Source organism: Hahella sp. CR1 (genome assembly GCF_029813005.1).
Lineage (GTDB): Bacteria > Pseudomonadota > Gammaproteobacteria > Pseudomonadales > Oleiphilaceae > Hahella.
Window position 1 is genome coordinate 170,631 of sequence record NZ_JAPELK010000012.1, and the last position, 26,418, is coordinate 197,048.

At 54.5% G+C, this 26,418-nt stretch carries 20 protein-coding genes; 11 read left to right on the plus strand and 9 right to left on the minus strand.

Annotated elements, in window-relative coordinates:
- Positions 1-59 precede the first annotated feature (59 nt).
- The 5 genes from ONV78_RS25125 to ONV78_RS25145 all read left to right on the plus strand — a co-directional run bounded on the left by ONV78_RS25125 (position 60) and on the right by ONV78_RS25145 (position 4,966).
- A complete protein-coding gene (locus ONV78_RS25125; RefSeq protein WP_279507176.1) occupies positions 60-1,352 on the plus strand; it encodes a hypothetical protein in 1,293 nt (430 codons plus the stop codon).
- On the plus strand, positions 1,333-3,135 hold the full coding sequence (locus ONV78_RS25130; RefSeq protein WP_216738360.1) for a papain-like cysteine protease family protein: 1,803 nt from the start codon (positions 1,333-1,335) through the stop codon (positions 3,133-3,135). Before ONV78_RS25125 ends, ONV78_RS25130 begins: the two co-directional genes overlap by 20 nt.
- A gap of 33 nt (positions 3,136-3,168) precedes the next feature.
- Positions 3,169-3,651, plus strand: a complete 483-nt coding sequence (locus ONV78_RS25135; RefSeq protein ID WP_279507177.1) for a hypothetical protein — start codon at positions 3,169-3,171, stop codon at positions 3,649-3,651.
- Between the two features lie 183 nt (positions 3,652-3,834).
- On the plus strand, positions 3,835-4,389 hold the full coding sequence (locus ONV78_RS25140; RefSeq protein WP_279507178.1) for a sugar O-acetyltransferase: 555 nt from the start codon (positions 3,835-3,837) through the stop codon (positions 4,387-4,389).
- A 76-nt stretch (positions 4,390-4,465) separates the two neighbouring features.
- Positions 4,466-4,966, plus strand: coding sequence for a hypothetical protein (locus tag ONV78_RS25145; RefSeq protein WP_279507179.1), 501 nt, complete (start codon positions 4,466-4,468; stop codon positions 4,964-4,966).
- Between the two features lie 163 nt (positions 4,967-5,129).
- On the opposite strand, the gene ONV78_RS25150 is transcribed toward ONV78_RS25145, so the two are convergent.
- The 3 genes from ONV78_RS25150 to ONV78_RS25160 all read right to left on the minus strand — a co-directional run bounded on the left by ONV78_RS25150 (position 5,130) and on the right by ONV78_RS25160 (position 8,135).
- On the minus strand, positions 5,130-5,714 hold the full coding sequence (locus tag ONV78_RS25150) for a hypothetical protein (RefSeq protein ID WP_216738364.1): 585 nt from the start codon (positions 5,712-5,714) through the stop codon (positions 5,130-5,132).
- A 370-nt stretch (positions 5,715-6,084) separates the two neighbouring features.
- Entirely contained in the window at positions 6,085-7,548 is a 1,464-nt protein-coding gene (locus ONV78_RS25155; protein ID WP_279507180.1) for a hypothetical protein, read from the minus strand.
- A gap of 206 nt (positions 7,549-7,754) precedes the next feature.
- Positions 7,755-8,135: a hypothetical protein gene (locus ONV78_RS25160; RefSeq protein WP_279507182.1), complete on the minus strand. Its 381-nt coding sequence runs from the start codon at positions 8,133-8,135 to the stop codon at positions 7,755-7,757.
- Positions 8,136-8,208: 73 nt separating this feature from the next.
- Between ONV78_RS25160 and ONV78_RS25165 the strand changes: the two genes are divergently transcribed.
- Positions 8,209-8,988, plus strand: a complete 780-nt coding sequence (locus tag ONV78_RS25165; RefSeq protein WP_279507183.1) for a class I SAM-dependent methyltransferase — start codon at positions 8,209-8,211, stop codon at positions 8,986-8,988.
- A gap of 53 nt (positions 8,989-9,041) precedes the next feature.
- On the opposite strand, the gene ONV78_RS25170 is transcribed toward ONV78_RS25165, so the two are convergent.
- Positions 9,042-10,637: an ABC-F family ATPase gene (locus tag ONV78_RS25170; RefSeq protein WP_279507184.1), complete on the minus strand. Its 1,596-nt coding sequence runs from the start codon at positions 10,635-10,637 to the stop codon at positions 9,042-9,044.
- A gap of 560 nt (positions 10,638-11,197) precedes the next feature.
- Here ONV78_RS25170 and ONV78_RS25175 point away from each other — a divergent pair.
- The 3 genes from ONV78_RS25175 to ONV78_RS25185 all read left to right on the plus strand — a co-directional run bounded on the left by ONV78_RS25175 (position 11,198) and on the right by ONV78_RS25185 (position 15,596).
- Complete coding sequence (locus ONV78_RS25175; protein ID WP_279507185.1) at positions 11,198-12,712, plus strand: hypothetical protein; 1,515 nt, start codon at positions 11,198-11,200, stop codon at positions 12,710-12,712.
- A 66-nt stretch (positions 12,713-12,778) separates the two neighbouring features.
- A complete protein-coding gene (locus ONV78_RS25180) occupies positions 12,779-14,236 on the plus strand; it encodes a DUF6531 domain-containing protein (protein ID WP_279507186.1) in 1,458 nt (485 codons plus the stop codon).
- A gap of 310 nt (positions 14,237-14,546) precedes the next feature.
- The gene (locus ONV78_RS25185; RefSeq protein WP_279507187.1) at positions 14,547-15,596 is read left to right on the plus strand and encodes an AraC family transcriptional regulator; all 1,050 of its coding nucleotides are present in this window, start codon (positions 14,547-14,549) and stop codon (positions 15,594-15,596) included.
- 118 nt (positions 15,597-15,714) lie between these two features.
- Here ONV78_RS25185 and ONV78_RS25190 read toward each other — a convergent pair whose 3' ends face one another.
- On the minus strand, positions 15,715-16,914 hold the full coding sequence (locus tag ONV78_RS25190) for an SO2930 family diheme c-type cytochrome (RefSeq protein WP_279507188.1): 1,200 nt from the start codon (positions 16,912-16,914) through the stop codon (positions 15,715-15,717).
- 40 nt (positions 16,915-16,954) lie between these two features.
- The gene (locus ONV78_RS25195) at positions 16,955-18,427 is read right to left on the minus strand and encodes a parallel beta-helix domain-containing protein (RefSeq protein ID WP_279507189.1); all 1,473 of its coding nucleotides are present in this window, start codon (positions 18,425-18,427) and stop codon (positions 16,955-16,957) included.
- Between the two features lie 412 nt (positions 18,428-18,839).
- Here ONV78_RS25195 and ONV78_RS25200 point away from each other — a divergent pair, with 412 nt between their 5' ends.
- Positions 18,840-21,065, plus strand: a complete 2,226-nt coding sequence (locus ONV78_RS25200) for a tetratricopeptide repeat protein (RefSeq protein WP_279507190.1) — start codon at positions 18,840-18,842, stop codon at positions 21,063-21,065.
- A 24-nt stretch (positions 21,066-21,089) separates the two neighbouring features.
- On the opposite strand, the gene ONV78_RS25205 is transcribed toward ONV78_RS25200, so the two are convergent.
- The gene (locus tag ONV78_RS25205) at positions 21,090-21,725 is read right to left on the minus strand and encodes a Spy/CpxP family protein refolding chaperone (RefSeq protein WP_279507191.1); all 636 of its coding nucleotides are present in this window, start codon (positions 21,723-21,725) and stop codon (positions 21,090-21,092) included.
- Positions 21,726-22,118: 393 nt separating this feature from the next.
- On the opposite strand from ONV78_RS25205, the gene ONV78_RS25210 reads away from it, so the two are divergent.
- A complete protein-coding gene (locus ONV78_RS25210; protein WP_279507192.1) occupies positions 22,119-24,743 on the plus strand; it encodes an EAL domain-containing protein in 2,625 nt (874 codons plus the stop codon).
- Between the two features lie 21 nt (positions 24,744-24,764).
- Here the strand turns inward: ONV78_RS25210 and ONV78_RS25215 are convergent, their stop codons facing one another.
- The gene (locus tag ONV78_RS25215) at positions 24,765-25,334 is read right to left on the minus strand and encodes a hypothetical protein (protein ID WP_279507193.1); all 570 of its coding nucleotides are present in this window, start codon (positions 25,332-25,334) and stop codon (positions 24,765-24,767) included.
- 132 nt (positions 25,335-25,466) lie between these two features.
- Positions 25,467-26,357 (minus strand): LysR substrate-binding domain-containing protein, encoded by an 891-nt coding sequence (locus ONV78_RS25220; protein WP_279507194.1) that lies wholly within the window; start codon positions 26,355-26,357, stop codon positions 25,467-25,469.
- Positions 26,358-26,418 lie beyond the last annotated feature (61 nt).

The following is a 26,418-nucleotide window of genomic DNA, read 5'->3' on the forward strand; positions in this document are numbered from 1 at the left end:
GTAGCGATACCCGCCAGACAATTATTGACTGGATACGAACCATCGGAGAGGACGCCTCTATGGGACGAAGTCTGCGATCACTGGAGCAATCGTTGGCGCGGGACGCCCATCCCGAACGCAGCGACGCCAGACGACTCAAACGTGAAGACGTACGACGGGGTGCTGGCATGTCAGCGCCGCCCTCTGGGTATCGGGAGCAAATCGAGGTCGTGCGCGGTCAACGCGTCGCGCAGCCGACCCGTAGCCTCAGAGCGCTGGAGGATCGTGTGCTGGGACGCCGACCCGCTGCGCCGGCGATGACGGATAAACCGCCGCAGCGCACCATGTTGCGAATGGATCAGGAGCAGGCGCCATCGCTTCCTGTGAATACGCCGTCGGCGCAGTCCAGGAGAGCTTCGCAAAGTTATCAGCCCGATTACCAGGCAAGCTATCAAGCAAGCTACCAGACAAGCCATCAGCAGAGCTATCCGCAGAACTATCCTCAACCGGCGGTGGATTCTCTGGCTTACGCTCCCGAATTCTCCGCTCCGGATACCGGACGTTTTCGGGTTGAGCCTTTTGAAGAGCCGCGGGCGCTGTCTCAAAGTCGGGCATTGAGCGGACCCACTTCACCGGATGACTTATTCCGGCCTGATCCCGCTGTGGCCTCGCCAGCGCCTTCCAATTCCACGCCCGCCTACGCGCCAACGTCTCAGCCGAGTTTAAGGACAGAGTCGCCCAATGGCGTTCAAGCCGCGCCTCCCGCTGTCGTCAGCCGACAGGAGGAAGAGGATGACCTTAACTGGCTGGCGGAGTCGCAACCGCAGCGGGTGACGGCGGCGAGCAAACAGGCGCTGGATGCAGGACTGGCGTTGGCGAAAGACGATTTTGAACGGGATCTGGCCGCCATCCTCGGGCAACCGGCGCCAGCCGCTTCCGCGCCTGCTGAGCCGCCGCTGACGTCGCAGGCGCAACCCGCATCGTCTCCGACGTCAAACGCCCCGGGGACGCCGTCAAACGAGGAGCCCGCGCCCGCCCATCCTACTCATGACGTTTTTGATCAGATGGGGCTGGCCATGCGTTACGCGAACAGCTTCGACCTGGGGGCGGTGCCCCTGAAGGAGCGTTTCGATCATTTTGAGAGAGAGCTGCAGGGAGCGCCTCCGCAGCCATCGCAACTGTCGGCGCCGCCGACTGTGCAAAGTCCTTTTGTGGACCCCATGAATCTGGATGAGTTTGATCTGGTGGCGGAACTGGCGGAGATCGGCGCTGAGTGCCCACCGCAGCCCCCCATCACGGAAACCGAAACAGACAACAAGGCAAACCGCACTGAAGAAACAGCAGGTGACGACAATGAGCAACCGACTGGCTGATCTGGAACAAACACTGGCGCCGCGCGCGCCCGCTCGCTCCAAACCCAACAAGCAACAGAAAATGCGTAGCGCGCTGGATCGTATGCAGCAGCCACAACCCACTCCGCAGGCGCCCAGTACCCCGCCTGTGGGGCAGGGGCTCAGCGCCCGGGTATCCCGTTGGCCGGGGCGGGGACGTCACGCCGCGCGCAGCTTTTCCGCCATCAGCTATGACGTGCCCGGAAATTTCTGGGTCATGGCGCAGCCTTCCGGGATGACCTGTTGGGCGACGGTCTTCACCATGCTGAAAAGCTGGCGTTCGCAACGACAGTTGACCATTGAGCAGGCGCTGGCGACGGTGGGCGAGCGCTGGGTGAATATATTCCGCGCCAATGGCGGTCTGGCTGGCGACGATAAACCCACTTTTATCTCCACCTCCGGTCTGGTGGCGGAGCCGCCGCAAAGCTATAGCCTGGAGGGCTGGGAAGGTCTGTTGCGCAACTACGGACCGGTGTGGGTGACTACCGACGAAGCCCCGGGAGAGCCCTGGGCGATACACGCCCGCATTATTACCGGCATTCACGGCGACGGCACGCCGGAGAATACCAAGTTCAAGATTGTCGATCCGGCGGGCGGCAGACGCTATGAAGAATCGATCGCCGTGTTCATTCCCAAGTACGAAGAGGAAGTGCGCCGCACAGGTTATATGCGCATTCAGGTCGTACACTGGCAGGCTGACGCGGTGAGCGAACAGCGGGCGATGTCCTACGGTCGCAGTCTTCCAGCCCCGTCCCGCAGCTTCAGTGCGCCGGCGGCTTTTGGACACAGCCGCGCCTTTGACTATACCGACGCGCTGGCTGCGCACCGGCAGGCGATGGCGATGAACCAGTCTTTCGATGTGCGCTACAACGTGCAGCTGGTGCCGCAACAAACAGGCTTCTCCTGCTGGGCGGCGGGTTTCGCCATGATTGTCGGCTGGCGCGAACAAATGAGCATTGACCCATCCGAAATCGCCAGAGCGGTGGGCTATTGGTCGCAGTATCAGAATGGCCTGCATCCCGAAGATCTGCGGGTGATGAATGTGTGGGGCTTCACCCCGGAAGCGCCGCAGTCTTACATGATCGAAGCTTTCGTCGACTTACTGCGCAACTACGGACCGCTATGGATCGCCACAGCGGAGCCCGGCCCGCATATTCGGGTGATCACCGGCATCCATGGCGATGGCACGCCGGATGGCACCATTCTGCATATCAACGATCCCTGGGAGCAGGGCATGAGCAGCTTCCGTCCGTCCAATCGCGGTTCTCAATACACGGAAACCTATCGCCAGTTTGAGCAGAAGCAGGCGACTTTGGCGGGCCAGGAGATGAGCTACAAAGCGCCCATCTACATCGCCCACTTGCCCAGTCTGCCAGACTGGATGCGCAACCCGGCGGCGCAGAGTTTCTCCGCCTATGTGGGCCACTCCATCGCCATGGAAGCGCCCAGCAATCCCGCCAATTATCGGCTGCTCACCTCGGGCACCTGGAACAGCAATACCTCGCTGCGCGTGCAGGGCGGGCAGGGCATGTGGTTCAAAATCCGCAACGCCAACGTATTGGGAACCACCATCACCATCACGGATCAGGCGGGACAGACCAAACAGTCCATCATCCTGCCAGCCTCCAGCGTCGAATTCGTCTTCGCCATCTTCGGCTCAGAACCCATGGGCTGGCGCTTCGACATCTCCACCAACAGCGACGCCTTCATCGTCACCTGGGAACTATGGAGCACCTGGGTTCCGGGCATGCCGCCGAATGGGTGATTCTGTAAGTATTAAGGGGAAACCTGAATACGTATGCTTGCATTTCTTTTGGGGGCGTTAATTACGATCTTGCTTGGCAGAGTTACTGCGTATCTGGTGAGTAGGGTTGGAAAGGAAATAAGACATAGCAACCAAGAATTGAGTGTAAACGAGGACTGGCGGAGGTTTATAGGAGGAAATGAAGGAGGCTATATTTTAGGATGCCTGGAGCGAATCTTATTTTATTGTGTGCTATGGGATGATAAGCCAATAGTCGTTGGGGGCTGGCTTGCTTTCAAAGTTGCCTCAAAATGGCAGGTCTGGGCTAACGTGATATCGCTTCCGGAAAGCATAGATGGGCTTAGTGATATTGATCTGAAAGTTGCCAAAAGAATTTGGGGAAATGAACTTATGGCAACTTTCTTAGTGGGTACTTTATCCAATCTTGTCATAGCATTACTAGGTGTTAAAGCAGGTAAGTCATTCCAGGAAATAGTTAGCTCTATTGTCGAATTTATTTTTTCATTCTTTATTTAGCTTCAGATTATTTGGGCTGGCAGGAGTCTCTGGAGCATCTGGCGAGGCTGGTGGAGCCCGAGATACCTGACTGATCCTGGTTCCCGTCGCTGCGGGACTCCTTTCCAACGAAATTGTCCGATATAGTGATTTCCAATCCGCGCGGGCTAGGTCGCGTCTGCAAAACTCATTCAAGGAAACGCTATGTCGGAAAAGATGAAAATGCTGGCGGGTCAGCTCTATGACCCGACTGATCCTGAACTGGTGGAAATGCGCCTGAGCGCGCGCTTGTTGACGGAACAGCTGAATGCCACCAGCGCAGTAGAGCCGGATGCGCGCAGGCGTCTGGTCAAAGAGCTGTTTGGGTGCACTGGGGAGAACATTTTCATCGAGTCTTCTTTCAACTGTGACTATGGCCGTCATATTCATGTGGGCGAAAACTTTTACGCCAATTTCGGTTGCGTGATTCTGGATGTGGCGGAGGTGCGCATTGGCGATAACTGTCTGATTGCGCCACAGGTCGGCATCTACACCGCCACCCATCCTATTGATCCCGTAGAGCGCAACAGCGGCAAGGAATACGCCTTGCCCGTCACCATAGGCCACAACTGCTGGATTGGCGGACACGCTACGATTAACCCGGGCGTCACTTTGGGCGACAACGTGGTCATCGCCTCCGGCGCGGTGGTGACTAAAAGCTTCGGGAATAATGTGGTGATCGCGGGAAATCCGGCTAGAGTGATAAGAGAAATACCGTAGGTTCGAGGCGCAACTTCGTCCCAATACGGTAAGAACAACATGCGCGCGCAGGCGCTGGCGCCGGAGGGGGAATATCATGCTGGAATTAAACCGGGAACGATGGGCGCAGTTATCGCATGCATTCGGTGAAGCGGGGGATATCCCGGAAATGCTGCGGGAGCTGGCGAAAATGCCGCCGTCGGATACCTTTGAGTCGGAACCCTATTTCTCGCTCTGGAATGCGCTGTGTCACCAAGGGGACGTTTATACTGCGTCCTATGCGGCGGTTCCTCATATCGTGGATATCCTGAGCCGGAATCCCCAGGAGGCGCCGATAGACTTCTTTCTGTTGCCCGTATCAATAGAAATCACCCGGCTTCATGGCCATGGACCAGATTTGTCGGCGGAATTGGAGGAGGGCTATCACAAAGCCATCGCCATGTTGCCGGGTCTCGCCGCCAAGGCGAAACCGAAAGATGAGGTCGGCGTGAGAGTGTTGGCCGCTGTCATGGCTGTGGTACATGGTGAGGCGGCTATGGCGGAAGCGATTATGGAATTAAGTCCGGAAGTGATTGAAGACTTTATGGAAGAGATATAACGGACTCTTATTGGTGGTGAGTTTTTTAAATATATATTTCTGCTTGCCACAATTAAGACATTGTTGAGATAAATCGGCGCTTAGGCTTGAATACCGAAAAAGCAGAGACGAATATTATCGACTCTGCTTTTTTCATTTTATAGATCCAGTCTGGATCTAATCATTAATCCAACCAGTAAACGTCTTGTACTGTGATTAAAGTGCCTGCTTGAGAGTTCATAGAGCCTTCGCGCAGATACACTTTCTCACCCACGATTTCCACCCACAAACCGTCCAGCTTCATCGCGTCCTGTTGGTTGATGCTGAAGTTCAGCAGGTAGTTGCCGCCCTCTGGCGTACGCAGGCTGATATCGGCGAAACGAATGTCTTTAGCAGGCTTGGTGACTACCAGCTTGCCGCTCAGCGTAACTATGTTTGGCGTTACGTCAGTCACGCAAGCGCCGCTTTCTTCAGAGTAAACGCTGCCTTCCTCGCAAGAACAGTGGCTGGGAGCGCCCCAGGCGCCCAGGTCACGGGTGCAGACCTGAGGATAACGGCCTTGTCTGCCAAGGTCGTTGTAAGCCGTTTGAGTCAGACAGGTGCCGGTGACTTCGCTGTACACTTCGTCTTCAGGGCACTGGCAGATACTGGCGTTGCCCCAGACGTTGATATCCATGGTGCAGATCAACGCATCGGTTTTACCTTCCGCAAAAGCGGGCAGAGTGAAAATACAAAGACATGAAAGCAGAGCCAGTTTAATTAATCTCATTGTTACCTCTAACCTGTAATTTTAATTTCCATATATTGAAATAATTTGGCAATAAATGAGCAGAATATAGTCTGATCAGAACAGGACTTAGAATATATAAAACCCATTGACTGCAACGGCGCGCATTGTAGGAAGGGAAAGTAACTCCGCCTATCGTATTTTCTACGAGTCGCCGAAAATAAATGACGAAAAACTAAAAATATGAGGCTATATAAAAGTCGAATTGATGTGAATCAATTATGAAAAGTGATATGTGGTAATTATGTAAATATATCGGTTTTAACGTATTGTATATGGATGTTTGAATATTGATTGGCGTAAGTGCGCCAAAGAAGACGCGGCGCTCTGTGCGAGCGCCGAAAAGGAGTCGTTATTGTCCTGCTACGCCAATAACGTATTTGCCATTGCACTGGGCGCCGTCGGCGCCGCAGATCAAGTTCGTGTTGCCCTGTTCATAAACCATTCCGAACAGAATCTGATTATTACCAAGGGGAGAGGCCGCGGGGATATGGGCGGACTGGTCGGCGCGGAACTCGGTGAATCTCAGTTTTTTCGCCTCGTTTGTAACCTGCAGCAACAGGCCGGCGGTGACGCCGTCAGCGGCGCCTGTCGCGCCTGCAAACAGGAACTTGCCGATGTCCAGCGCCTGGAAGTCGATAGCTACCTCGTTCTGCTTATGGTCGATCAGGTTGTAATTACGCAGACTTCCATCTGATGAGAACTCCGCCAAAAAGAAGTCTCTCTCAACGCCGCCGCCCGGTTTTTGCACGGCGGCGTCGCCGCCAACCCAAATTTCGCCATTTTGCACGACAACTCCGCCCAGGGATTCGTCAAACTGTTTATCCAGCAGCAGTGTGTCCAGATATTGGCCTTGAGTGGTCAATAAGGTGACGGCGATGTCTTCATCATCATCGCCTTCATTGTGGTTGTTTTGTTGCAGCATACGGCCAAAGTGCTGCTCATAGACGGGTATGAAGGCGTCTTTGGTCTCAAAGGCGACGGCGATGCGATCATCTCCTTCTGAGACCGCAATTCTGGCGTGCAGCGGTCTGACTCTTCTCCACATCGCGAAATGGGTGGGCATAACCTGATGATCCCAGGATTGGGATAAGTTCAGGTTCATGGCGTACACCTTGATCCCGTATGTATAGGCCAGAAGATAAACGGAGTTAGCCTCCACGTTGAGGGAAAGTAATGCGTTATTGGGAAGTGTGGGGTTGTTTCCGTAGTACAAATCCGTGATGGGAATCGAGGTGATCGTACCGTCTTCATTAACGTCGTACTCAATCAGATCCGCTGCATCCGGCGCGTCGACCAGTCGGGTCTGCGCCAAGATGTCGCCCCGCATGGAGAACTTGCTGAGCACTACATAGTTGCGTTCGGGATTGGCCGGCAGCTCGGGACCGACAGGTTGCAGTCCCACCGTTATCAAGTTCCCAAGAGGGGTAAAAGCGATGTCTTTGAAGGCGGTCAGCCCATCTTGCTCTTTGCTGAACAGCAAGTCTCCTTGCGGGGCCAGGCACTCCAGCTTACTTTTCCATGTATTGTCAGCGGTGTTTTGGGCATAGGTGTAGCAGACGGAGCCGTCAGGTCCGTGCGCGACCTTCGTTATCTGATTTTTGAAATCAGAAGAAATAGTGCGGTAGTTCGCACGGCCGGACCACATGGCGCTGTCAGGAAACTGGCCTGTCGCCGGACCGGGGTCGACCAATTCAGCGGGGTCTGGTGTATTTGTCTGGCCTGAAGCTCCGCCTGAGCTTCCAGAGCCTCCGCCGCACGCGGTGAGCGAAAGCAGAGAGAGTAGGGAGGCGAAAGTAACGATGCCTTTTGTCACAGAAGTACTCCTTGTATTAAGCGGCGGCGATACAGGAAGTGAATGGTTCTGTGGGCGCCAACCGCGATGGGAAGGCGGATTAATCTACCGTCTAGTGGATTGAATAACAAGAAGAATGTCAAATAAATGACCTGTGGTCACTATGTGCGCAAGAGCTGTCGTTTCAGAAAAATAGAAGGTAGCTGTTTGTCTGTCAGGTTAATAAGTCAAGCACCGGCCGCTGATACAATCAGTGTAAGTAGTAACGGAACGCCAACCAGCAGGGCCGGTAAAGTCAGCGCGTAAAAAACAGGCCTTGCTACGACTGATCTGGCGTTGGAGGCGAATAAAGCGGACAGGATCAGCAACCCTTCTGTCAGCAGTAAATTGCTCCCTATGCTCTTGGCGGCGCCCACGCTCTCGTCAAACAATAACGCGTTTATGCTGTGGGCGGCGGTGACCAACGCGAGGCAGGTAAACCCAACCGCGATGACTACTCGTAACCTGGACAGGATGGATAGGTAAACGCTTGCTTTGGACATGGACAAAAGGGGCTCCAGTTTGCACGAGAGTGACTGCATGCAATGCACGCCAGGGATGGGTTGCATTCTATCGCCTAAGGTCGAGATCATGGCAAAAGCGATTATAATCGCTTCGCTTTTTCACTCATAAAGGAATGCCATGATGACCAAGGAAAAATTCGATGGTCTTGTAGAAGACTATGATCTGTATCGTCCCCGTTATCCTCAGGCGTTAATGGCGATTATCAGGGACGCCTTGCCTGAGCGTGACTCCTTGAACATCGCTGATGTCGGGGCGGGAACGGGCATCGCACTGGAAGGGCTGATGCCGATACTGGGTAATCAGCATCGTTATTATGCGGTGGATATTTCCGCTGACATGATTGCGCAAGGGCGGCGCAAATTTCCTAATGTCGATTGGCGCTTAGGAAAGGCGGAGGAGGTCATCCCGACATTACCAGAGCTTGATCTGATTCTGGCGGCGCAATCCTTTCAGTGGATGGACCGTCCCCAAATGCTTGCGGCGACTCGACAGGCGCTGTCTTCCGATGGCGTATTCGCCGTCATTCAAAACAATCGCCACTATCAAAACAGCCCATTCCTGGACGGCTACGAAGGTCTGCTGGAGACATGCAGCCCAGGCTACAGCCGCCACTACCGTAGCTTCGATTTCCAGGGCGAAATCGCCGACGCGTTTACCCGTCCGCGCGAGGCGGTGGCGTTCCATTCACATCATTGGACAATGTCCATCCCCGCCTCAGCCTTCGTCGGCATGAGCCGCTCATCGACACAGGCGCAACGCGCATTGGCGGAGGACGAAACACGCTTTCTACAGAGGCTGGATGCGTTGCTGAACCAGTATATGCAAGACGGAAATATTGAGTTGAGCTATGAGAGTCAGTTGTTTCTTGTTGGGGCGGGGGAATCGAGAAAGGCTTAGGTGGGGTAAATTGAAAAGGAGCCGAAACAAATTTCGGCCCCTTTCTTTTTTACTTAAACGTCCATGCCCTGAGAGCGCAGGTATTCATCATAAGTGCCTGCGAAATTGATCACGCCGTTAGGTGTGATGTCGATGATTCGCGTGGCGAGTGAGGAGACGAATTCGCGGTCGTGGCTGACGAAAACGACGGTGCCTTCGAACTTCTCCAGAGAGAAGTTGAGGGATTCGATGGATTCCATGTCCAAGTGGTTGGTGGGTTCGTCCATAACAATAATGTTGGGACGTTGCAGCATGATCTTTCCGAATAGCATGCGGCCCTGTTCACCCCCGGAAATTTTGGTGACGGACTTTTTGATCTCATCGCCGGAAAACAGCAACTGTCCCAGGATGCCGCGAATCACCTGGTCGTCATCTTTAGGCTGGCGCCATTGGCTCATCCACTCGAATAAGCTCATGTCTTCAGCGAAATCAGCCGCGTGATCCTGGGCGTAGTAACCAATCGACGCGCCTTCCGACCACTTTACGACGCCGGCGTCCGGTTCGACTTCATTCATCAGGCAGCGCATCAGTGTGGTTTTACCCGCGCCGTTAGCGCCCAGAACCGCCACTTTTTCGCCAACTTCAACCATCATATCCAGCTTTTTAAACAAGCTGAGGTCTTCATAGCCTTTGCTGAGGCCTTCCACTTCCAGCGCCAGACGGAACAGTTTCTTTTCCTGGTTGAAGCGGATGTAGGGGTTAACCCGGCTGGAGGCTTTGACTTCCGCCAGTTGAATTTTCTCCATCTGACGAGCGCGGGACGTCGCCTGTTTGGCTTTGGACGCGTTGGCGGAGAAGCGGGCGACGAACTGCGCCAGATCGTCCAACTGCGCCTGCTTCTTCTCATTCTCCGCCAGCAGCTGCGATCGGGCCAGAGTCGAGGCGGCCATGTATTGGTCGTAGTTGCCGGGGTAGAGGCGAATCTCGCCGTAATCCACATCCGCCATGTGCGTGCAGACGCTGTTCAGGAAGTGACGGTCGTGGGAAATAATGATCATGGTGCTGTTTCTGGCGTTCAACACATCTTCCAGCCAGCGGATGGTGTTGATGTCCAGGTTGTTGGTCGGCTCATCGAGCAGCAGAACATCTGGATCAGAGAACAGCGCTTGCGCCAGCAGAACCCGTAACTTCCAGCCGGGAGCGACAGCGCTCATCAGACCATAATGCTGTTCGACGGGAATGCCGACGCCGATCAACAATTCACCTGCGCGGGATTCGGCGGTGTAGCCGTCCATCTCTGCAAAGGCGCCTTCCAGGTCGGCGACTTTCATGCCGTCCTCGTCGCTCATTTCCGGCAGGCTATAGATGCGGTCCCGCTCACGCTTCACTTCCCACAGCTCGGGATAGCCCATGATGACGGTGTCGATGACAGAGTAGCTTTCATAGGCGAACTGATCCTGACGCAGCTTACCTACGCGGGCGTTGGGCTCAATGGACACCACGCCGGCGGTGGGGCTCAAATCGCCGCCGAGGATTTTCATAAACGTCGACTTCCCGCAACCATTAGCGCCGATCAGGCCGTAGCGGCCGCCGGGAGAGAACTTGACGGAGACGTTTTCAAACAGCGGCCGGGAGCCGAATTGCATGGTAATGTTCGCGGTACTAATCACAGCATTGTCCAGGAAATAAACAGAAACGGTCGCGCATGATAGAGCAATCGCCGCTTAGGGCCAAGTGTGGCGGTGTGATATTGTGTGAAAGGCCTTATTGTTCTGCGCTAATTTTGAAAGCATTTTCCAGAAAATATTTTGTTAATTTGTGTAAGGATGTATTGATTAATTGGTAAATTTTATTGGGCTGGTTGTAATTGCAATTTAGTTGCAAAGGTTTGGGGAATGTAAGTTGATTGCAGCGTTGAAAAAAATTAATCTAAAAGTATAGCTTTGCACACAGTCCATAAAACGAAATAAATTGTTTCTTATTGACCCTTCTTAACTGAAAGGCCACTCATCAGGAGGCCAAGGAATAGCATGGAAATGCATCAAGCCACTCCGTTTTAATTTATCTATTACCGGCGTGCTAGCCGGTCAATGAACTCCTCCCCGTTGTAACCCAGATCTATTGGATTGACGACAAGTCGAACTCCCTGCGGGTGCAACTTGCTCGCTATCAGTCTTGTGGGTCTTCTCCGTCCCTGAGCCTTTGATAAGGTGTAGTTTAAGGAAAATATATGATTACTAAAGTAGATAATAAGTCACTGAAGAACGTGTCTCTACTGCAAAAGTCCGCATTGGCCGCCATGACGGCGTTTTCATTCAGCGCGCTGGCCGATCCCGCTATCCACGATATTGATGTGACGCCGAAAGTTTATCCTCCGTACTATACGTCCACAGGACTTGGAATTACCAAAGGCGATTCGATTCAGGAAGCATTGAATATCTGGTGGGAGCTTTATAAGCGCCATTATAAAGTTAAACCCTATGGCAAGCTGGACTGTGTCTACTTATTAAGATCTAAAATGAGCGGCAATATTGTCGCCAACGCCAAATTGGCCTTGGATTGCAACGGCGGCGTCAATATTTATGGTACGCCCGCCTGCCCTAAAGGCTATGCCGAGCTGGGCTCAATGTGTAAAGCGGATGGCGTGATACCTGATAAGAATCGACCCGACAGCTGTCCGACAGTGGCGGACTCAGTCAGTCTGGGCGTCGGCGAAACATTCTTGCGAGAAGTGGACTATCTGGATGCCGATAACTCATTACTGTTTTTCTCCCGTATGTACTCAAGCCAGGCCTATGCGGATATCAACACTGTGTCAGGCTGGCGTAATGCTTACTCCAGACGGGTCAATTATCGAAACGTTAACAAGGTAAAAATCGCCGAAGTCGTTTCAGACGAAGGGCAGGCGTATTCATTCACTCTGGATGGCGATAAATGGGTGAGCGATCCTGACGTCAATGTCAGCTTGCGCCTTTTTAAGGGCGAGTCCGGGTTGAACATGTGGGAGGTGAAGCGCGACGGTCTGGTCGAGATTTATGACAATACCGGAAGACTGTTGTCAGTGAGCAATGCTTCAGGGGAAGAGGTATCCCTGTCTTACTATCCCAAAACCGATCTTGTGCAGGAAATCGCCGCTACAAACGGGAAGAAACTGCAACTCTTCTATCAAGGCGCTTTGTTGAGCTCTGTGGTTGCTCCTGATGGACAAGAGTTTGTATACGAGTTTGACGCGAAAATTAACTTTGTGGCGGTTTCTCGCAAGGAGAATGCTGAAGCGTCTCCAGTTCTCCTGAAACGCTATCATTATGAAAACGCCAAATACTCTCATCACATTACTAGCGTAACTGACGGCTCTGATGCGTCGCTGGCGACCTGGACTTATGACGAGCAAGGAAGGACGAAATCCGCTGTATCTGGAGATAACGCGGGTAGCTATTCCATTGTGTATAACGAAGACGATTCCGTCACTGTCACCCGTGATCAGGACAAGCAAACCACTTACTTTTTTGAAACTATCTATGGCGTTCGCAAAGTCGTGCGAGTGGATGGCGACGCGTCCAGCAGTTGCGCATCTTCTGAAGCGCTATACACCTATGATGTCAATGGGTATCTGGATACCGTGACGGACAAGAACGGTCTTATCACTGACTACGATTATAACGACCGAGGCGAGTTAGTAAGGCGTGTAGACGCCAAAAACTCGCCAGCGGAAAGAGTGTTTGAAGCAAATAAAGATGGACTTTAACCCGTGTCTTTACCTGCTGAAAAATGGAAGTCTGTGAAATTGGAAAGAGTTAAAGGAAGTATGTTGATGAAACGACGCTATATGTTAATCCCCTTGATTTATTCCCTAGGCTTGACAGTGCAAGCCAGTGCGGAGGAATGTGGTAAGTGGGTGCATGCAGGACGCTACTGTAATAGCTATTTCGGCAATGATATATATAAAAAATGCGTTGCGGAAATGGACAGGGACTGGCGTGATGGAAGTTTTATGGTTCTCAATACCTCAATCTGGAATAACTCATTAGTCTTTGCGATTAATAAGTATTATTGGCAGGGCGGCCAGTGTAAGCCATGCAGCTACACGCAATGGAGAGCAAATAAGGGAAGATGCCTGTCTCCCAGTATCGAGTCTAATGGGCCGCCTAGTTGCGCAAATAAGAATCCGATAGACATTAGCACTGGCAACAAATACCAGGAAGAGCTGGACATAGAGTTCAGTCCAGAGCTTCGGTTCGCCAGATTCTACAATAGCCTTGATCAGCAATGGCGGTATAGCTATTCAGCGAACTTGGTCGAGTTCCAGAACAAAATTTACGTTTATGAAGACTCAGGCCGTAAGAGCGAGTTCGTTTATAACAACGCTGACAGTGTTTATTCGCCCGTTAACCACTTGGCGACGCAGCTGACAAAAGACCTATCCAGCGGGGTATGGCGTTTTGTCGCGGAGAATGGAAAAGAGTACCTGTTTGATGAGCTAGGAGCGTTGAAAGAGGAGGTCTATCCAAATCGTAAGAAGATCGTTATCACTCGTGATGCGACGCAAAACTTTGTTGCTTCCGATGAACAGGGAAATCAGATCGCTGTTCAGCTCAACTATGCGACTCATCTTGCCAGCGCCGAGTTAAATGGCGACCTCAAAGTGACTTACGCTTTTGATAATGCGCAAAAAAATAATATCACCAACGCCGCCTATCCAGACGGAACACAGAAGAACTATCACTATGAAGATCCAAGATTTAAAAACGCCCTGACCGGTATATCCGATGAGAAAGGCGTTCGTTTGGCGACTTGGACTTACAACGAAGAAGGGAAGGCGGAGTCATCTGAAGAGTTCGGAAACTCTGAGAAGTCAGCGCTGACCTTCAACGAGGATGGTTCCACCACTGTTGTTGTGTCCTCCGGCGCACAGACGACTTACTACTTCGAAAGAATACATGGTGTACGCAAACTTGTGAAAGTTGAAGGCGACGCCAGCGAGAATTGCCTTGCTGCGAATGCCGCCTACACCTATGACGACTCAGGTTATCTTGACACGGTCACGGATTGGGAAGGTGTTGTGACAGACTACGACCACAACGATCGTGGGCTTGAAGTCAAACGCGTTGAGGCGAAAGGGACGCCGTATGAGCGCGTTATTCTGACCGAGTGGCATCCTGTTTTCCGCTTACCTGCGAAAATCACTGAGCCTGAGAAAGTGACAGAGTTTGTTTACGATGACGATGGCAAGTTAATCAGTAAAACTGAACGTCCCGTAGGCAGCGAGTAGCTAGTCTGTTAATCGGGTTTTAAGCCTTTAATACCGCCGCCTCGCGAAGAGGCGGCTTGCTCTCCGGCTTCTGTCGGGCCCTTGATTGATTTGACCCAGGTCGCAATTCTCCCACCCTCCGCTAAAAAGCTTTTGCCTGGATTCACGGCAAGGGTGCATGATCTCTTCTGAATAACGTTCAGTTAACTGTTTTTGTCGGCCTGCGTCTGGCCGGTCATAACCTGCAGTATTGCGGACATTCAGTATTCAGCCGCCGCGATAGGTTTTTAGAAGCTATCGATAACAACAATGGAAGGGGGCGGGGAGTACTGTGAATGCAATATCTAAGGAGTTGGAGCAGGGATTTTTCACGCAGTCGGTGATCGGCGATCAGCCTTATCCCAGTTATGAGTTACGCAATATCCTGGCGTGCCTGGAGGAGTGGGGCGACGTCGAGTTTGTGGAGTCTGTTTTGAAGCGGGTGGGGCTGGATTGGGAGCGCTTGTGGGAAGAGCCTTCCATGCCCACTCATAGGTTGCTGCAAACGCTGGATCTGGTGCGCGAGCGTTACGCCACTCCCGGTTTGGGGTGCGCCATCGGGCAATCCTACACGCTGGCCAGTCTGGGAGAAATCGGCGTACAGGTGGCGACCTGCCGGACACTGGGCGAAGCCCTGGTGTTGGTGGAGCGCAACTATGATCAGCTTGGCGTTGTCATGGATAAATCGCTGACCTTGCAGGGCGATCAGGTGGTGGTGCGGCACTACAACGTCAGCGGTCTGGATCATGAGACCCTCGATTTTCTGATGGAGATCTGTATCGCCGCTTTTTTCACCGTCGCCAGAGAAGTGGCGGGGTTCGACTTTCCCTTGCGCTATGTGTCTTTTACGCGAGAGCCGCCGACGGACCAAAAAATATATCGTCTGGTGTTCGGCGATCAATTACGTTTTTCCCAGCCTTTCATCGAATGGGCGTTTGACGTGCGCTTGCTGGAAGAGCCGGTGCGGGTGCATTTACCCGACGCGACGCCGATGCAGGAACAGCCGACCTATCTGCAGTTCACCGCCTGGGATGAAACCAGTCTGGTGCAGCGCATCAGCGACATGCTATACGCCAGCCGCGGCTTCCCCGAGCTGCCGGAAATCGCCAGGCGGCTGAATATGAGTCCACGCACATTGCGGCGTCGGCTGGCGACGGCGGGGATCAATTATCAGCGGCTGCTCAATCGAATTCGGTGTCAGCAGGCGATTGCGTTACTACAGGAGGAGGCGCTGGCGGTGGACGATATCGCAGACAGGCTGGGGTTTACGGAGGTCGCCAACTTTCGGCATGCGTTCAAGAAATGGCTAGGACTGCCCCCGGGGGCAGTCCGTTCGGTTTAGCGTCTAGGGTGTCGCAAAAGCTGGTTTAGCGACTGTTTTTATAAAGTTTTTTGTCGTCTGGCGCGTATGTGCAGCCTGTTGTCAGGTTGTAACCTGAATTATCGATGCGCGCAAGGGCTTAATCTACGCAGTCGTTGGTCGCCATCCGCGCAATCCATTCATGTATCAGGGCTTGTCCTTCCTGGTGCACAAGCTGCCGGCCGATTTCCGGCATCTTATCGCCAGGCTGGTCGGACGCCATTCTGAAGTTGATGATGGAGGCGTCCGGCGATCCCGGCTCTATGTCGTAACTCAGTGCGCCGCCGCCGTAAGCCACGGGCTGTTTGCAAACGCCGTGCTGACTTTGGTAGTCCGCGAAGCTGCGCCAGAACTCCAGGCTGAGGCCGGTGTTCGAGGCGCCGCCTTCAGGACGGTGGCAATGCGCGCAGTTAATGTCCAGGTAGCCTTTCGCCAGACGATGGATCTGATCGTCGGAATAGCCCGCCAGATTGGAAGCGTCCGCGTCGCTATAGTTGGGCACGCTGTCTATGCTGGACAGATCATCCGGCAGACCGGAAAGAATGCCTTTCTGTTTCCAGTAGGCAAGCTGGTTGGCGGCGCCGTCGGCGTAAGTGTAAGTCCAGTTAAGCTGGCGCGCCTTGGGTCCCAGGGGAACAAAGCGGGAGCCGGACTCCGTCTTGAACTGGTGACACTGCTTGCACTTATTAGTGTCGGGAACCTGATAAGTGAAGCTTTGCTGCACCCCGTTATGCACCACCGTTGCGGCGTAATTGCCTCCCGCCACGCTCAGCTCTGCGTCGTCCTCATTGGCGCCCCAAATATAGGGCAGCGCCACCCAGCCGCTGGCGCGCCGGATCAACAGGCGGGTTTCCAGTAATCGCTCATTGTCCAGTCCGCGGTTCGCCGTGTCCGTCGGCAGCGCGAAGGTTTTGGTAATGACGGTTCCTTCGGGAAAGTCGATGATTTCCTGTTCGCTGTACTGGGCCTGTTTGCCTTCAGGAACGTACACCACCCGGTATTTGCTCGCATAATCCGTGAACAGTGGGGTGGCGAGATCATATACTATGCCGGCCCCTCCGGTGGTCTGCGTTGGGTCCGCACCGCTGAACAGACGATAGCTGGACAGATAGCGGCAATTGGTGGAAGCCAGCGCGCTCCAGTTCACCCCATCGCCGCTTTCGCCGCACACGCCTGCTTCTTTGGCGGTGGAGCCGCCACTGTCAGCGGTTCCGTCGCCACCGCTGCTGCAGCCGGCGATCACTCCGGCCATTATCCACAGCACGCCGCCACAGATAGCGGCTTTTTTATTGTTTTGCATAAGCGCCTCAACTCTTTACTGATGTGTCTAGCCTTGGTGTTTACAGGCTGCAAGCCGCATGGGCGTTATCCTGACCGCATCCGTGCACTTTGCCGGCGACCGTGGCGGTGGCGGCGGGAAGCCGGTCCAGATCGCAGACCAACAGACTGGCGCCGACGCCAGTGGTGGCGTCAGGTTCGCCGTCGGCGGGATCTGCGTCAGTAAATGTGGTTGGGTCCGGGTTATAGAGGAAACCCTTGGTGGCGTCGCCATTGTTGAAGACGCAAATGTTCTCCGATCCGTCCGCAGCGAATGGTTCCTCAGAAAATGGCGCGCCATAGCCTGCGCGGGCCAGTAACTCTCCGAAGCCGTCGTACAGAACGCTGGGCAGGGTGGTCTCCCCAATGGCCTGAAATGCGGGGAGCACACCCTGTATTAAATCGCCTCGCGGACTGGCGCCCGAGTCGCTGATGCTGTTGTCGTGAATGGAGATGTTACGAGGAACGGAGCGCCAGCCGTCAGCCATGATGCCGTCCATGACATATTGCGCCATCTCCGTCTGCGTGGCGGCGATGAAGAAAGAAGAGACGGTGACGGACGTGGTGTCGTGGTTGCTGATGGCGTTGTTATAAACCTCCACATCCGCGGTGGACAGCACGATCACGCCGGTGCCGGGAGGCACGATATGCACGCCGGCGGGATTGCTGCTGGCGTTGGCGAAATTATCGGTGTTGTTATCGCGAATGATGTTGTTGAACACCCGTACGGTGGAGCCGTATTTGTGATTGCCGATGGGCAGGTCGAACACGAGGATGCCGCCGGTGTTGCTTTCCGCCACATTGTTGTAAACATCCGCGTTGTGAGAGTTTTCGATTTCAATGCCCGCGACGTTCTCTTTGGCGGTATTGCGCCGCACCACGATATTGCGGGACTGCCCGACATAAACGCCGGCGTCCGCCGAACCGCGCACATAGGAGTCTTCGATCAGGATGTTGGAGCATTCCACGGGATACAGGCCGTAGGCGCCGTTGTCCGAATTTAATTCGCCTTTCCACTCGGTGCGGGTGTATTGCAGACGAATGCCGTCGGAGTCCTTCAGCTTGATGCCGTTGTTGGCGGCTTCCTCCACGGCGAGGTTGCGGACAGTGATGTCCTTCATGTTCTGAATGAATATGCCGTCGCCGCCCAGAGAGCCGGAAAAGTCCAGGATGGTCTTATCCATGCCGTACCCGGCGATGGTGATATTCTCCAGTGACGTCCCATCGCCGTCGGGATCGCCGTCCAGGGTCAGAGTGTCGGTGATTTGCAAGCGTCCTTCGGGCAACACCAGATAATCGCCGGACTGCGCGGTGATGAACGCAGTCTTGATTGCGATGGTGATGTCGCCGTCGGCGCTGATGAATTTTGCGTTGTCGGGGAAGTTGGCGCCGCTGGAGCTGTCGCCGCCAGTGGTGTCGCTACTGCATCCGGTCAACGCTGCGATAGAAAGACAAAGAGCCGGCGCAAGGCCGGCGGGGATGAAATTGGGTTGCATAGTGTCCCTCGCGTTCTTTTTATTATTGGGCGGCCAAATAAGAGGACAGGCTGTCCGCTTTTTGGGTGTTTTCTGTTATGCCGTAAAAGCGGGGAGGGTCACAATGTGCAAAGTGGCCAGCGGTAATTTTATTCTGATTAATGCTGGCGTAGAATCGACGTCTGGGAAGGCGAAGGCGGGCGATCGGCTGTAACCGTCTGTAAAAAGTTATTTTTTCTTAACAATGTGAGAAAAATACCAGTTTTGGGAGAAAAGTCTTATAGCATATCCGCTGGCGATGGCGGAGATTAAGGCGCTGGGCTCCCCGGAGGAAATACGCTTTCTAGCGCTATTGGAATTCCCCATAATGCCGTAGCCCCCGATTTTCAGGACACAGGACAACACCTAACAAGGACTTGATGGGCAGAGAAGGATGATCAGACGCCAGATTCACCCCCTTAGACCCTTTAAAATCGGAGACTGGTGGGTCGACCCGGAAGCCAACAAACTGGCTGACCAGGATTGTGAAATTTCTCTTACTCCTAAAGCGATGGCGGCTCTACTTGCGTTGGTGGAAGCGCAGGGCCGGGCGCTGGGGGAGGCGCAACTGCAGGAAAAAATCTGGCCGTCGTCCGCGCAGCCGGATGCTTCCGTCGATCAGATTATTTCTCAATTACGCAAAGCGTTCGGAGATAATGGCAGACCGCGTCGTTACATAGAACGAGACGGCTCTACTTATCGTATCGTGGCGCAAATGTCGCAGCCGGATGTGGACGGTCTGTGTCCCCACTCTGAAGCCCAGGGCCGTCGGCGCGGTTTGTGTAAGTGGGGGATCAGTGTCGGCGCGCTCGCCTTGGTGTTCGCATTAGGGTTCGGCGTTTTTTATCCCAAACCCCATGCTCCCAGCCAAATCATTGTTTATCCGATTCAATTGGTGGACGCCTCCCACCATCGCGATAGCGCGTATCTGGCCACCAGCGTCACGGACGCTATTCGTTCGCGACTGGTTACCCTGCATGGCGCGCGGGTGGTGTTCAGCGAGACGGCGCCCTGGTCGCGGCCTGATCGGGGCAGTGCGGTCAGCGGCAGTTTGCAGGTCACCGGCTCCAGCTTGAGGCTGATTCTCAATATTACCGATCTGGCGGGCAGAGACTCCCAGTGGAGCGGCCTCATTGAAGGCGACGTCAGTAAGCTGTATGCATTTCACCAGGATCTGACGGAGACATTGTTGTCTCAACTCAACGCGCCCAGTGACGAGTTCAGTGACCGCCGCGAGCCGGACCCGGAAGCTTACGATTATTACTTGCAGGGACGTCACTATTGGTCCCAGCGCGACGTGCTCTCGCTGCAGCGCGCGCTACAGAATTTCTCTCAGGCGATCAGCCTCGACGGACAGTTCGCGCCAGCCTACGTCGCCCTGTGCGACAGTTACCATTTCCTGAGCGTTTATTCGGATCTGCCCGCCAGTACGGTGTCGGAAAAGTGCGCGCCTCTGCTGGACCGGGCCTTCGCATTGGACCCAGGCATGCCACAGGCCTATGCATCCCGCGCTTTGCAGTTTTCGGAGCAGGGCAGAGAGAGTGAGGCGGAGGGCTTCTATAAAAAAGCCATGGAGATGGCGCCGAATTACACGCCTGGCTACCTATGGTACGGGCAGTTGCTGCGCTCCCAGGGGCGCTATATTCAGTCTCTGGCCATGTATGAGCAGGCGTTAGAGCTGGAGCCCTTTTCCGGCGGCATCAATCGGGGGAAAGCCTATACTCTGCTGCGTATGGGGCGTCTGGAGCAGGCACGCGATACTTATCAACGCGCCCTGGCGCTGGAGCCGGATTACCTGTACCGGCCCTTGGATCAACTGGAATTCCTGCCAATTACAGTGGACACGGCGACGGATTACTTCAACTGGTCGCGCATGTATCCCCATGTGATCGGGCGGCAACCCAACAATAAGGTAACCGAGGCGATTCTGTGGATGGCGCTCGGGGATATGAAGAAAGCGCAGGAATTACTGATTCAGGTGCCGCCGGGCATGCGCAGCGGCGCCAACTATCTCTACGCGCGCGGCCTGCAGTACTCTATCAACCGGGACTATGAGGCGGCGTTGTCTGTATTTCAGCAACGGCGTAGCCAACAACCGGGGAATCGCTCCTACGCGCTGCCGGTGGCCGCCACGCTCATCAAGCTGGGACGGAACGAGGAAGCGCTGGAGGAGCTGGACCGCTATTATCCCAAGCTGGGCAATAATAAAACCTCAATCGATTCTGAAAACCGCTTTCCCTACCTGATCGCCTGCTATTTGCGGCATATCATCGGGCAGAAATCGCCACAGTATCTGCATGATGAACTCAAGCAATCCGTGTCCTATAAGATTGTCGAAGCCATGGATATACCGGAATGGTTTGTGTACGAAAACCCCGCCAAGTTATTTGAAATTTTACGGGCGCAATTGATGTCGGGCTGGTTGCCGGATTACAACCAGTTCCTGTGGGCGCCGGAGCAGTGGCCGGAGTGGAGTTCCTTTACCCGGGATCAGCAGGAAGAGGTGACCGGTCTGTTGCGTCGCAACCGCCAATCGGTGCTGAGGGAGAGCGGGCGTGAGGACAAGCTCAATGCGTCTCTGGATAAGCGCAGCGTCAAAGAGGCGGCGGCGTTGAACTGACCCGTCGCCTTAGACTAGAAGACGTTACTGCATCCCCCAGTCATAATCCTGAATCTGACGCACACGCTCCCGTTGTTCTTCGGTGAGCGCTTCCTGCATTTTTCTGCGCGCCTGCAATTGAATTTCCAGCATCTTGAGATGGGCGTCCGCCATGGCGCGATGTGCTTCCAGAATGGCTTTGTCATCCATTTCGTCTTTGTTGAACAGGCTCTGCATGGCGGCGTGTTGTTTGTACATCTCCTGAAAATGAGTCCACTGCTGTTCGCCCAACTGCTTTTGAATTTCTTCAATCTTGTTGCGCTGCTTATCATCCAGCCCCAGTAGACCAGCCATTCTTGGCGAACTTAAATCCATCATGCCGCCCATCATAAAGCCATCGCCCATCATGTACCCGTGACCGAACCTGTGATCAGACCCCATCATGGAATGGCGACCGTAGCCGCTCCAGTTGGATGCGCTCCAGTCGTCGCTTGTGAACATGCCGCCGCTTCCCATCATATGCCCGCTCCTCATCATGCCCTGACCGCCGCCGGCGCAGTCTTCACAATCGCTATCGGAAGCGCTTGCGCCAAAGAAGCCGTGGCCGGAGGCGGAAGCGGTCAGACTGACCAGCAAGGTGGCGACAAGAGGTTTAATTGGCGCGAAGAGAGACTTATTCATGACGGCGTTTCCTTATGAGTCGGCGTGGGTAAGCCATATCCCTGAGCTATTGGCGAATCATGGTTTCCGTGAGTATTTCTGAAGATAGTCTGGTTGAAATGTCGCCAATTTCCATGGCGACGGGGTAAATTTTCTATCGGTTTGACAGTCATCAATTCATTTGGCTTTTATTGCGTCCCAGTAAGGCAAAATCGCGGTCTTGTGCTAGTTTCCTTTATAAAAAAACAACAAAGCCGCCACCGGCGGACATGCGAAAACCAGGGAAGACGTTATAGCGTGCGTTTGATACACCTCAAAAGTCATATTCGTTCTTACCTCCGGCGTTTACTCGTCTTCTCCTTGCTTGGCGCTGGCCTGCTCTCTACTGTTTTCTTATGGGCGGACTACCAGCTTATGGAGACCTTGCCCGCTGCGCAGAAAGCGGAACTGTCACTACAAAGCGCCATGTTGTATCTCCTGATCGCCTGTGTCGTTCTGATCGGCGCCGTGGTGGCCTGGATACTCACTTCCAATGAGGCCCGCAATGAGGCATTGCGCGAGAGCCGCAACAACCTGGATAAAGCGCAGCAAATCGCCCGGCTGGGCAACTGGCTTTGGGATCTAAAATGCAACGAGGTGTATTGGTCGGATCAGGTCTATCGCAATCTGGGCCTGTCGCTCCACAACAACAAGGCCTCCTATGAAAAGTTCCTGGAGTGCGTGCATCCAGATGACAGGGCGCGCGTGGTCAAGCTCGTGGACGAAGCGTTGGAGAATAAGCAGGTGTATGCCATCGAACATCGAGTCATCTGGCCCGGAGGCGAGGAGCGCATCATGTGCGGGGCGGGCGAGGTGATTTTTGACGCTCAGGGACACCCCGTGCAAATGCACGGAACCATTCAGGACATCACTGAGCGTAAGCGCGATGAAAATCGCAAGAATGAATATGCGCACCTGATTTACGACCTCTATAACAATGCGCCATGTGGCTATCACTCGCTGGACCCTCAAGGGCTGATCGTGGACATCAACGAGACGGCGCTACGCTGGCTGGGCTATTCACGCAATGAGCTGGTCGGCAAAGTCATGTTTTGCGATCTGCTGTCGGAAGACTGCGTGCAGTTATGCTGGGATAAGCTGGGGCAACTGAAGAAAGGCGGCACGCTGAGCAATCTGGAGTTGAATGTTCGCTGCAAAGACGGCCGATTATTCTGCGTATTGCTGAGCAGCACGGCGTTGCAAAGCGAGGACGGCGAGTTTCGCGGCAGCCGCTGCATATTGGTGGATTACACGGAACGTCGTCGCCACGAGAAGGAGCTGCAGCAGGCGGCGGTGGTGTTCGACGCCATCCGCGAAGCGGTCATTATCACAGACGACGCGCGCAATATCGTGGCGGTGAACAACGCCTTCACCGAGATTACCGGCTACACCCTGGAAGATGTCTACGGACGCAACCCCCGCCTGCAACAATCCGGCCGCCATGACAAAACCTTTTACCAATCCCTGTGGCGTTCCATCACCGAGCACGGCCACTGGCAGGGCGAGATCGAGAACAAGCGACGTAATGGCGAGATCTATCCCGCCTGGCAGAACATCAATGTGGTCTACGATAGAAACGGTAAAATCGCCAACTATGTGTCGGTGTTCTCCGACATCAGCGTGATCAAAGAGAAGGAAAAGCAACTGCGCCATCTCGCCAACCATGATTCGCTGACCGGGTTGCCCAATCGGCTGCTGTTCTTCAATAGTCTTGAAATTTCTTTGGAGCGGGCCAAGCGGCGGCGTATGGAAGTGGCGTTGATGTTTATCGACCTGGATCGCTTCAAGATTATCAACGACACCATGGGGCATGAAGCTGGCGATATCCTGCTGAAAACCGTGGCGCGACGCTTGTCTGAAGCCGTGCGGGGGGAAGATATGGTGGCGCGCCTGGGGGGAGATGAGTTCACCATCAGTCTGGAAGAGCTGTCCAACACCGAGGACGCCGCCGCTATGGCTGGCAAGCTGATCGAAACCATTCGTCAGCCCATTCACATCGGCGGCCATGAAATTGTCTGCTCCGCCAGTATCGGCATCGCCATTTTTCCCCATGACGCGGACAGCGCGCAGAATCTGGCGCGGGCGGCGGATGCGGCCATGTATCGGGCCAAAGAGCTGCATCGTAATACGTTTGAGTTTTACACCAGCGAGCTGACGGAAAGGGCAATTGAACACCTGACCCTGAGCAGTGAGATGCGGCAAGCTCTGGAGCGCAATGAGTTTGAACTCTACTACCAGCCGCAATTCAATCTGGCCAGCGGCAAGCTGGTGGGAGCGGAGACGCTACTGCGCTGGCGGCACCCAACGCGGGGACTGATAACCCCCTACTGTTTCATCAATATTGCGGAAGACAGCGCTCTGATCGACCCCATTGGCAGGTGGGTGATCAACCAGCTGTGTCGGGATGTGGCGGGCTGGTTGAAAGAGGGGCTGAAGTTGCCACGTATCGCTTTTAATGTTTCAGGCAAACAGTTAGAGCATTACGATGTCAAAGGGCGCATCGAACATGCATTGCAACGCTGGGGGCTGGAGCCGTCCGACCTGGATCTGGAGCTGGAAGTGACGGAAGGCGCTCTACAGTATGAGGAACGCAGCGTGGAGGTGCTCAGACAGGTGCGGTCGCTGGGCCTGAGCGTGGCCATTGATGACTTCGGTACGGGATATTCCTCTCTCAGCCGGCTCAAGCGGATGCCGATAGATACGCTCAAAATCGACCGCATGTTTATTCGCGACTTACCGGAAGACCCCAATAATCAAGCTTTAGCCAGCGGCATTATTCTGCTAGGCCGGGCGCTGGGCCTCAAAGTGGTGGCCGAAGGCGTGGAGAATGTGGAGCAGTTGCGTTTTTTGCAGGAGCGCGACTGCGATGAGGTGCAGGGTTTTCTGCTCAGCAAACCTCTGCCCAAAGCGGCGTTTGCAAAGCTGTTAAAAGGGGAGGGTTTGCCTGTCATTCCGCCGGCGTCGCTGACAGTGGTCAGGAAGCCGGCGGCGTCGGATTAGCGGATGACTCCGCTTTAATGCTCAGTAGATACAGCCCCCGTCAGGGCCGCAGGTGACGCTGATTCCATGGCTGGGGTCGGATGAAATAAACCCCGAGGTGGTTCCGTCGCTGATTACCGAACCGCCACGGCCACTGTGACCCAGGCCGCGACTGCCGCCGCCCCGGTTGCTGAACATCGGCGCCAGATTAAATAGCGCCGGCCCGCCTTCATAACCGCCGACGCCTGCGGCGTTGAGCCAGTAACGCCCGGGAATCGCCTGGCCGAAATAGTTTCTCAGAGCCATGGCTTCGCTGGGGTGTATTTCCCGACCGTTGATAAAAATGCTGGTGCCGCCGCCGGAGATATCCGCGGGCAGGGGAGCGGAGATGGGAAGTCCAGGATAGGTGACGCCGACAGTTGGGCCGCCTTCAAAGCCCCAGGCGCCGGTGTGCGCGTCGTACCAGTATTGGCCCGGTTGCAGACGAATCCCTTGCTGCGCGAAGTGGTTGGCCACTTGGGCGTCGAGGGGCGCGCGATTCACGATCACCCCCTCCGCCATTGCCGTGACTGAAATCAGTAGTGTCAGAAGAATCGTGCATGAACGAAACATCGTCGTCCTCCCGCCATCGCTACAAATGACTTGATTGCAAGGCTTTCGCCGATAAAGCGCCTATGAAGAGGCGTTAAAAACAAGTAGCGCGTTTTTTGATCAGATTCCGTCAATAAATTTTTGTTTCTTGGATTAGCCTGCGCGCAGGCCATCCAGACTCAAGCCGTCGCCCGCCACCGGCGCAGTGCGGGAAATAAACTGTACGAAGCCGGCCACGGCGGGTGAAGTCTGTTCCCGATTATATAGAAGACGCATTTGCACGCCCGGCAAGGCGGGCAGATAGTCGCTGCTCTCCACCACGCGCAATCCTTCAGGCACGATGCTTTTGCCCAGGACCGTTACCCCCAGTCCCGCCAGTACGCCTGCGCGTATGCCGCTGAAACTGGCGCAAGTGTAAACAATGCGCCAGGGAATGCTCATGGAGTCCAGGGCTTCAATAATGCGATGGCGGTAAACGCAGCCCCGCGGCGCGACGATCAACGGCACAGGATGACGGGTATGGCAGGTGTGATGAATGCTGGTGGCCCACACCAGATCCTCCATCCAGCCTTCTTCCGGAGAGATAGTGCGCAGGCTGGTATGCAGGGCGAACACCAGGTCCAGCTCTTTAGAGCGATAACGCTCCACCAGATTGGAACTGAGGTCGCAGGTGACCTCCAGCGTGACGTTAGGGTGCGCCTGGGAAAACTTGCCAAGCACCTCCGGCAACGAACTGGCGAATTCGTTGGGAATTCCCAGGCGCAGGCAGCCGGCCAGCTCCGGCTGCGACAGTTTGATCATGGCTTCTTTATTAAGAGCGAGGATGTCGCGGGCGTACTGCAACAGAATCAGCCCCTCCGGCGTGGGAGCCAGCGCCTTGTTGTTGCGCACCAGCAGGGTGGTGCCTACTAACTCCTCCAGTCGCCGGATCTGCAGACTGATTGCTGGTTGGGAGCGTCCCAACGCGTCGCCAGCCTGAGTAAAACCGCCATAATCCGCTACGGCGACAAAGGTTTGCAGGAGATCGGTAGGGAGATAATTCACAGCGTTACCATAAATATTTTAAATAAATGCATTTTAACTATTAATTTCACAAATCAATAGC

Coding starts and splice junctions, on each gene's coding strand:
- ONV78_RS25125 (WP_279507176.1), top strand. CDS start 60: ATGGGACGAAGTCTGCGATCACTGGAGCAATCGTTGGCGCGGGACGCC.
- ONV78_RS25130 (WP_216738360.1), top strand. CDS start 1,333: ATGAGCAACCGACTGGCTGATCTGGAACAAACACTGGCGCCGCGCGCG.
- ONV78_RS25135 (WP_279507177.1), top strand. CDS start 3,169: ATGCTTGCATTTCTTTTGGGGGCGTTAATTACGATCTTGCTTGGCAGA.
- ONV78_RS25140 (WP_279507178.1), top strand. CDS start 3,835: ATGTCGGAAAAGATGAAAATGCTGGCGGGTCAGCTCTATGACCCGACT.
- ONV78_RS25145 (WP_279507179.1), top strand. CDS start 4,466: ATGCTGGAATTAAACCGGGAACGATGGGCGCAGTTATCGCATGCATTC.
- ONV78_RS25150 (WP_216738364.1), bottom strand. CDS start 5,714: ATGAGATTAATTAAACTGGCTCTGCTTTCATGTCTTTGTATTTTCACT.
- ONV78_RS25160 (WP_279507182.1), bottom strand. CDS start 8,135: ATGCAACCCATCCCTGGCGTGCATTGCATGCAGTCACTCTCGTGCAAA.
- ONV78_RS25165 (WP_279507183.1), top strand. CDS start 8,209: ATGATGACCAAGGAAAAATTCGATGGTCTTGTAGAAGACTATGATCTG.
- ONV78_RS25175 (WP_279507185.1), top strand. CDS start 11,198: ATGATTACTAAAGTAGATAATAAGTCACTGAAGAACGTGTCTCTACTG.
- ONV78_RS25180 (WP_279507186.1), top strand. CDS start 12,779: ATGAAACGACGCTATATGTTAATCCCCTTGATTTATTCCCTAGGCTTG.
- ONV78_RS25190 (WP_279507188.1), bottom strand. CDS start 16,914: ATGCAAAACAATAAAAAAGCCGCTATCTGTGGCGGCGTGCTGTGGATA.
- ONV78_RS25195 (WP_279507189.1), bottom strand. CDS start 18,427: ATGCAACCCAATTTCATCCCCGCCGGCCTTGCGCCGGCTCTTTGTCTT.
- ONV78_RS25200 (WP_279507190.1), top strand. CDS start 18,840: ATGATCAGACGCCAGATTCACCCCCTTAGACCCTTTAAAATCGGAGAC.
- ONV78_RS25205 (WP_279507191.1), bottom strand. CDS start 21,725: ATGAATAAGTCTCTCTTCGCGCCAATTAAACCTCTTGTCGCCACCTTG.
- ONV78_RS25210 (WP_279507192.1), top strand. CDS start 22,119: ATGGAGACCTTGCCCGCTGCGCAGAAAGCGGAACTGTCACTACAAAGC.
- ONV78_RS25215 (WP_279507193.1), bottom strand. CDS start 25,334: ATGTTTCGTTCATGCACGATTCTTCTGACACTACTGATTTCAGTCACG.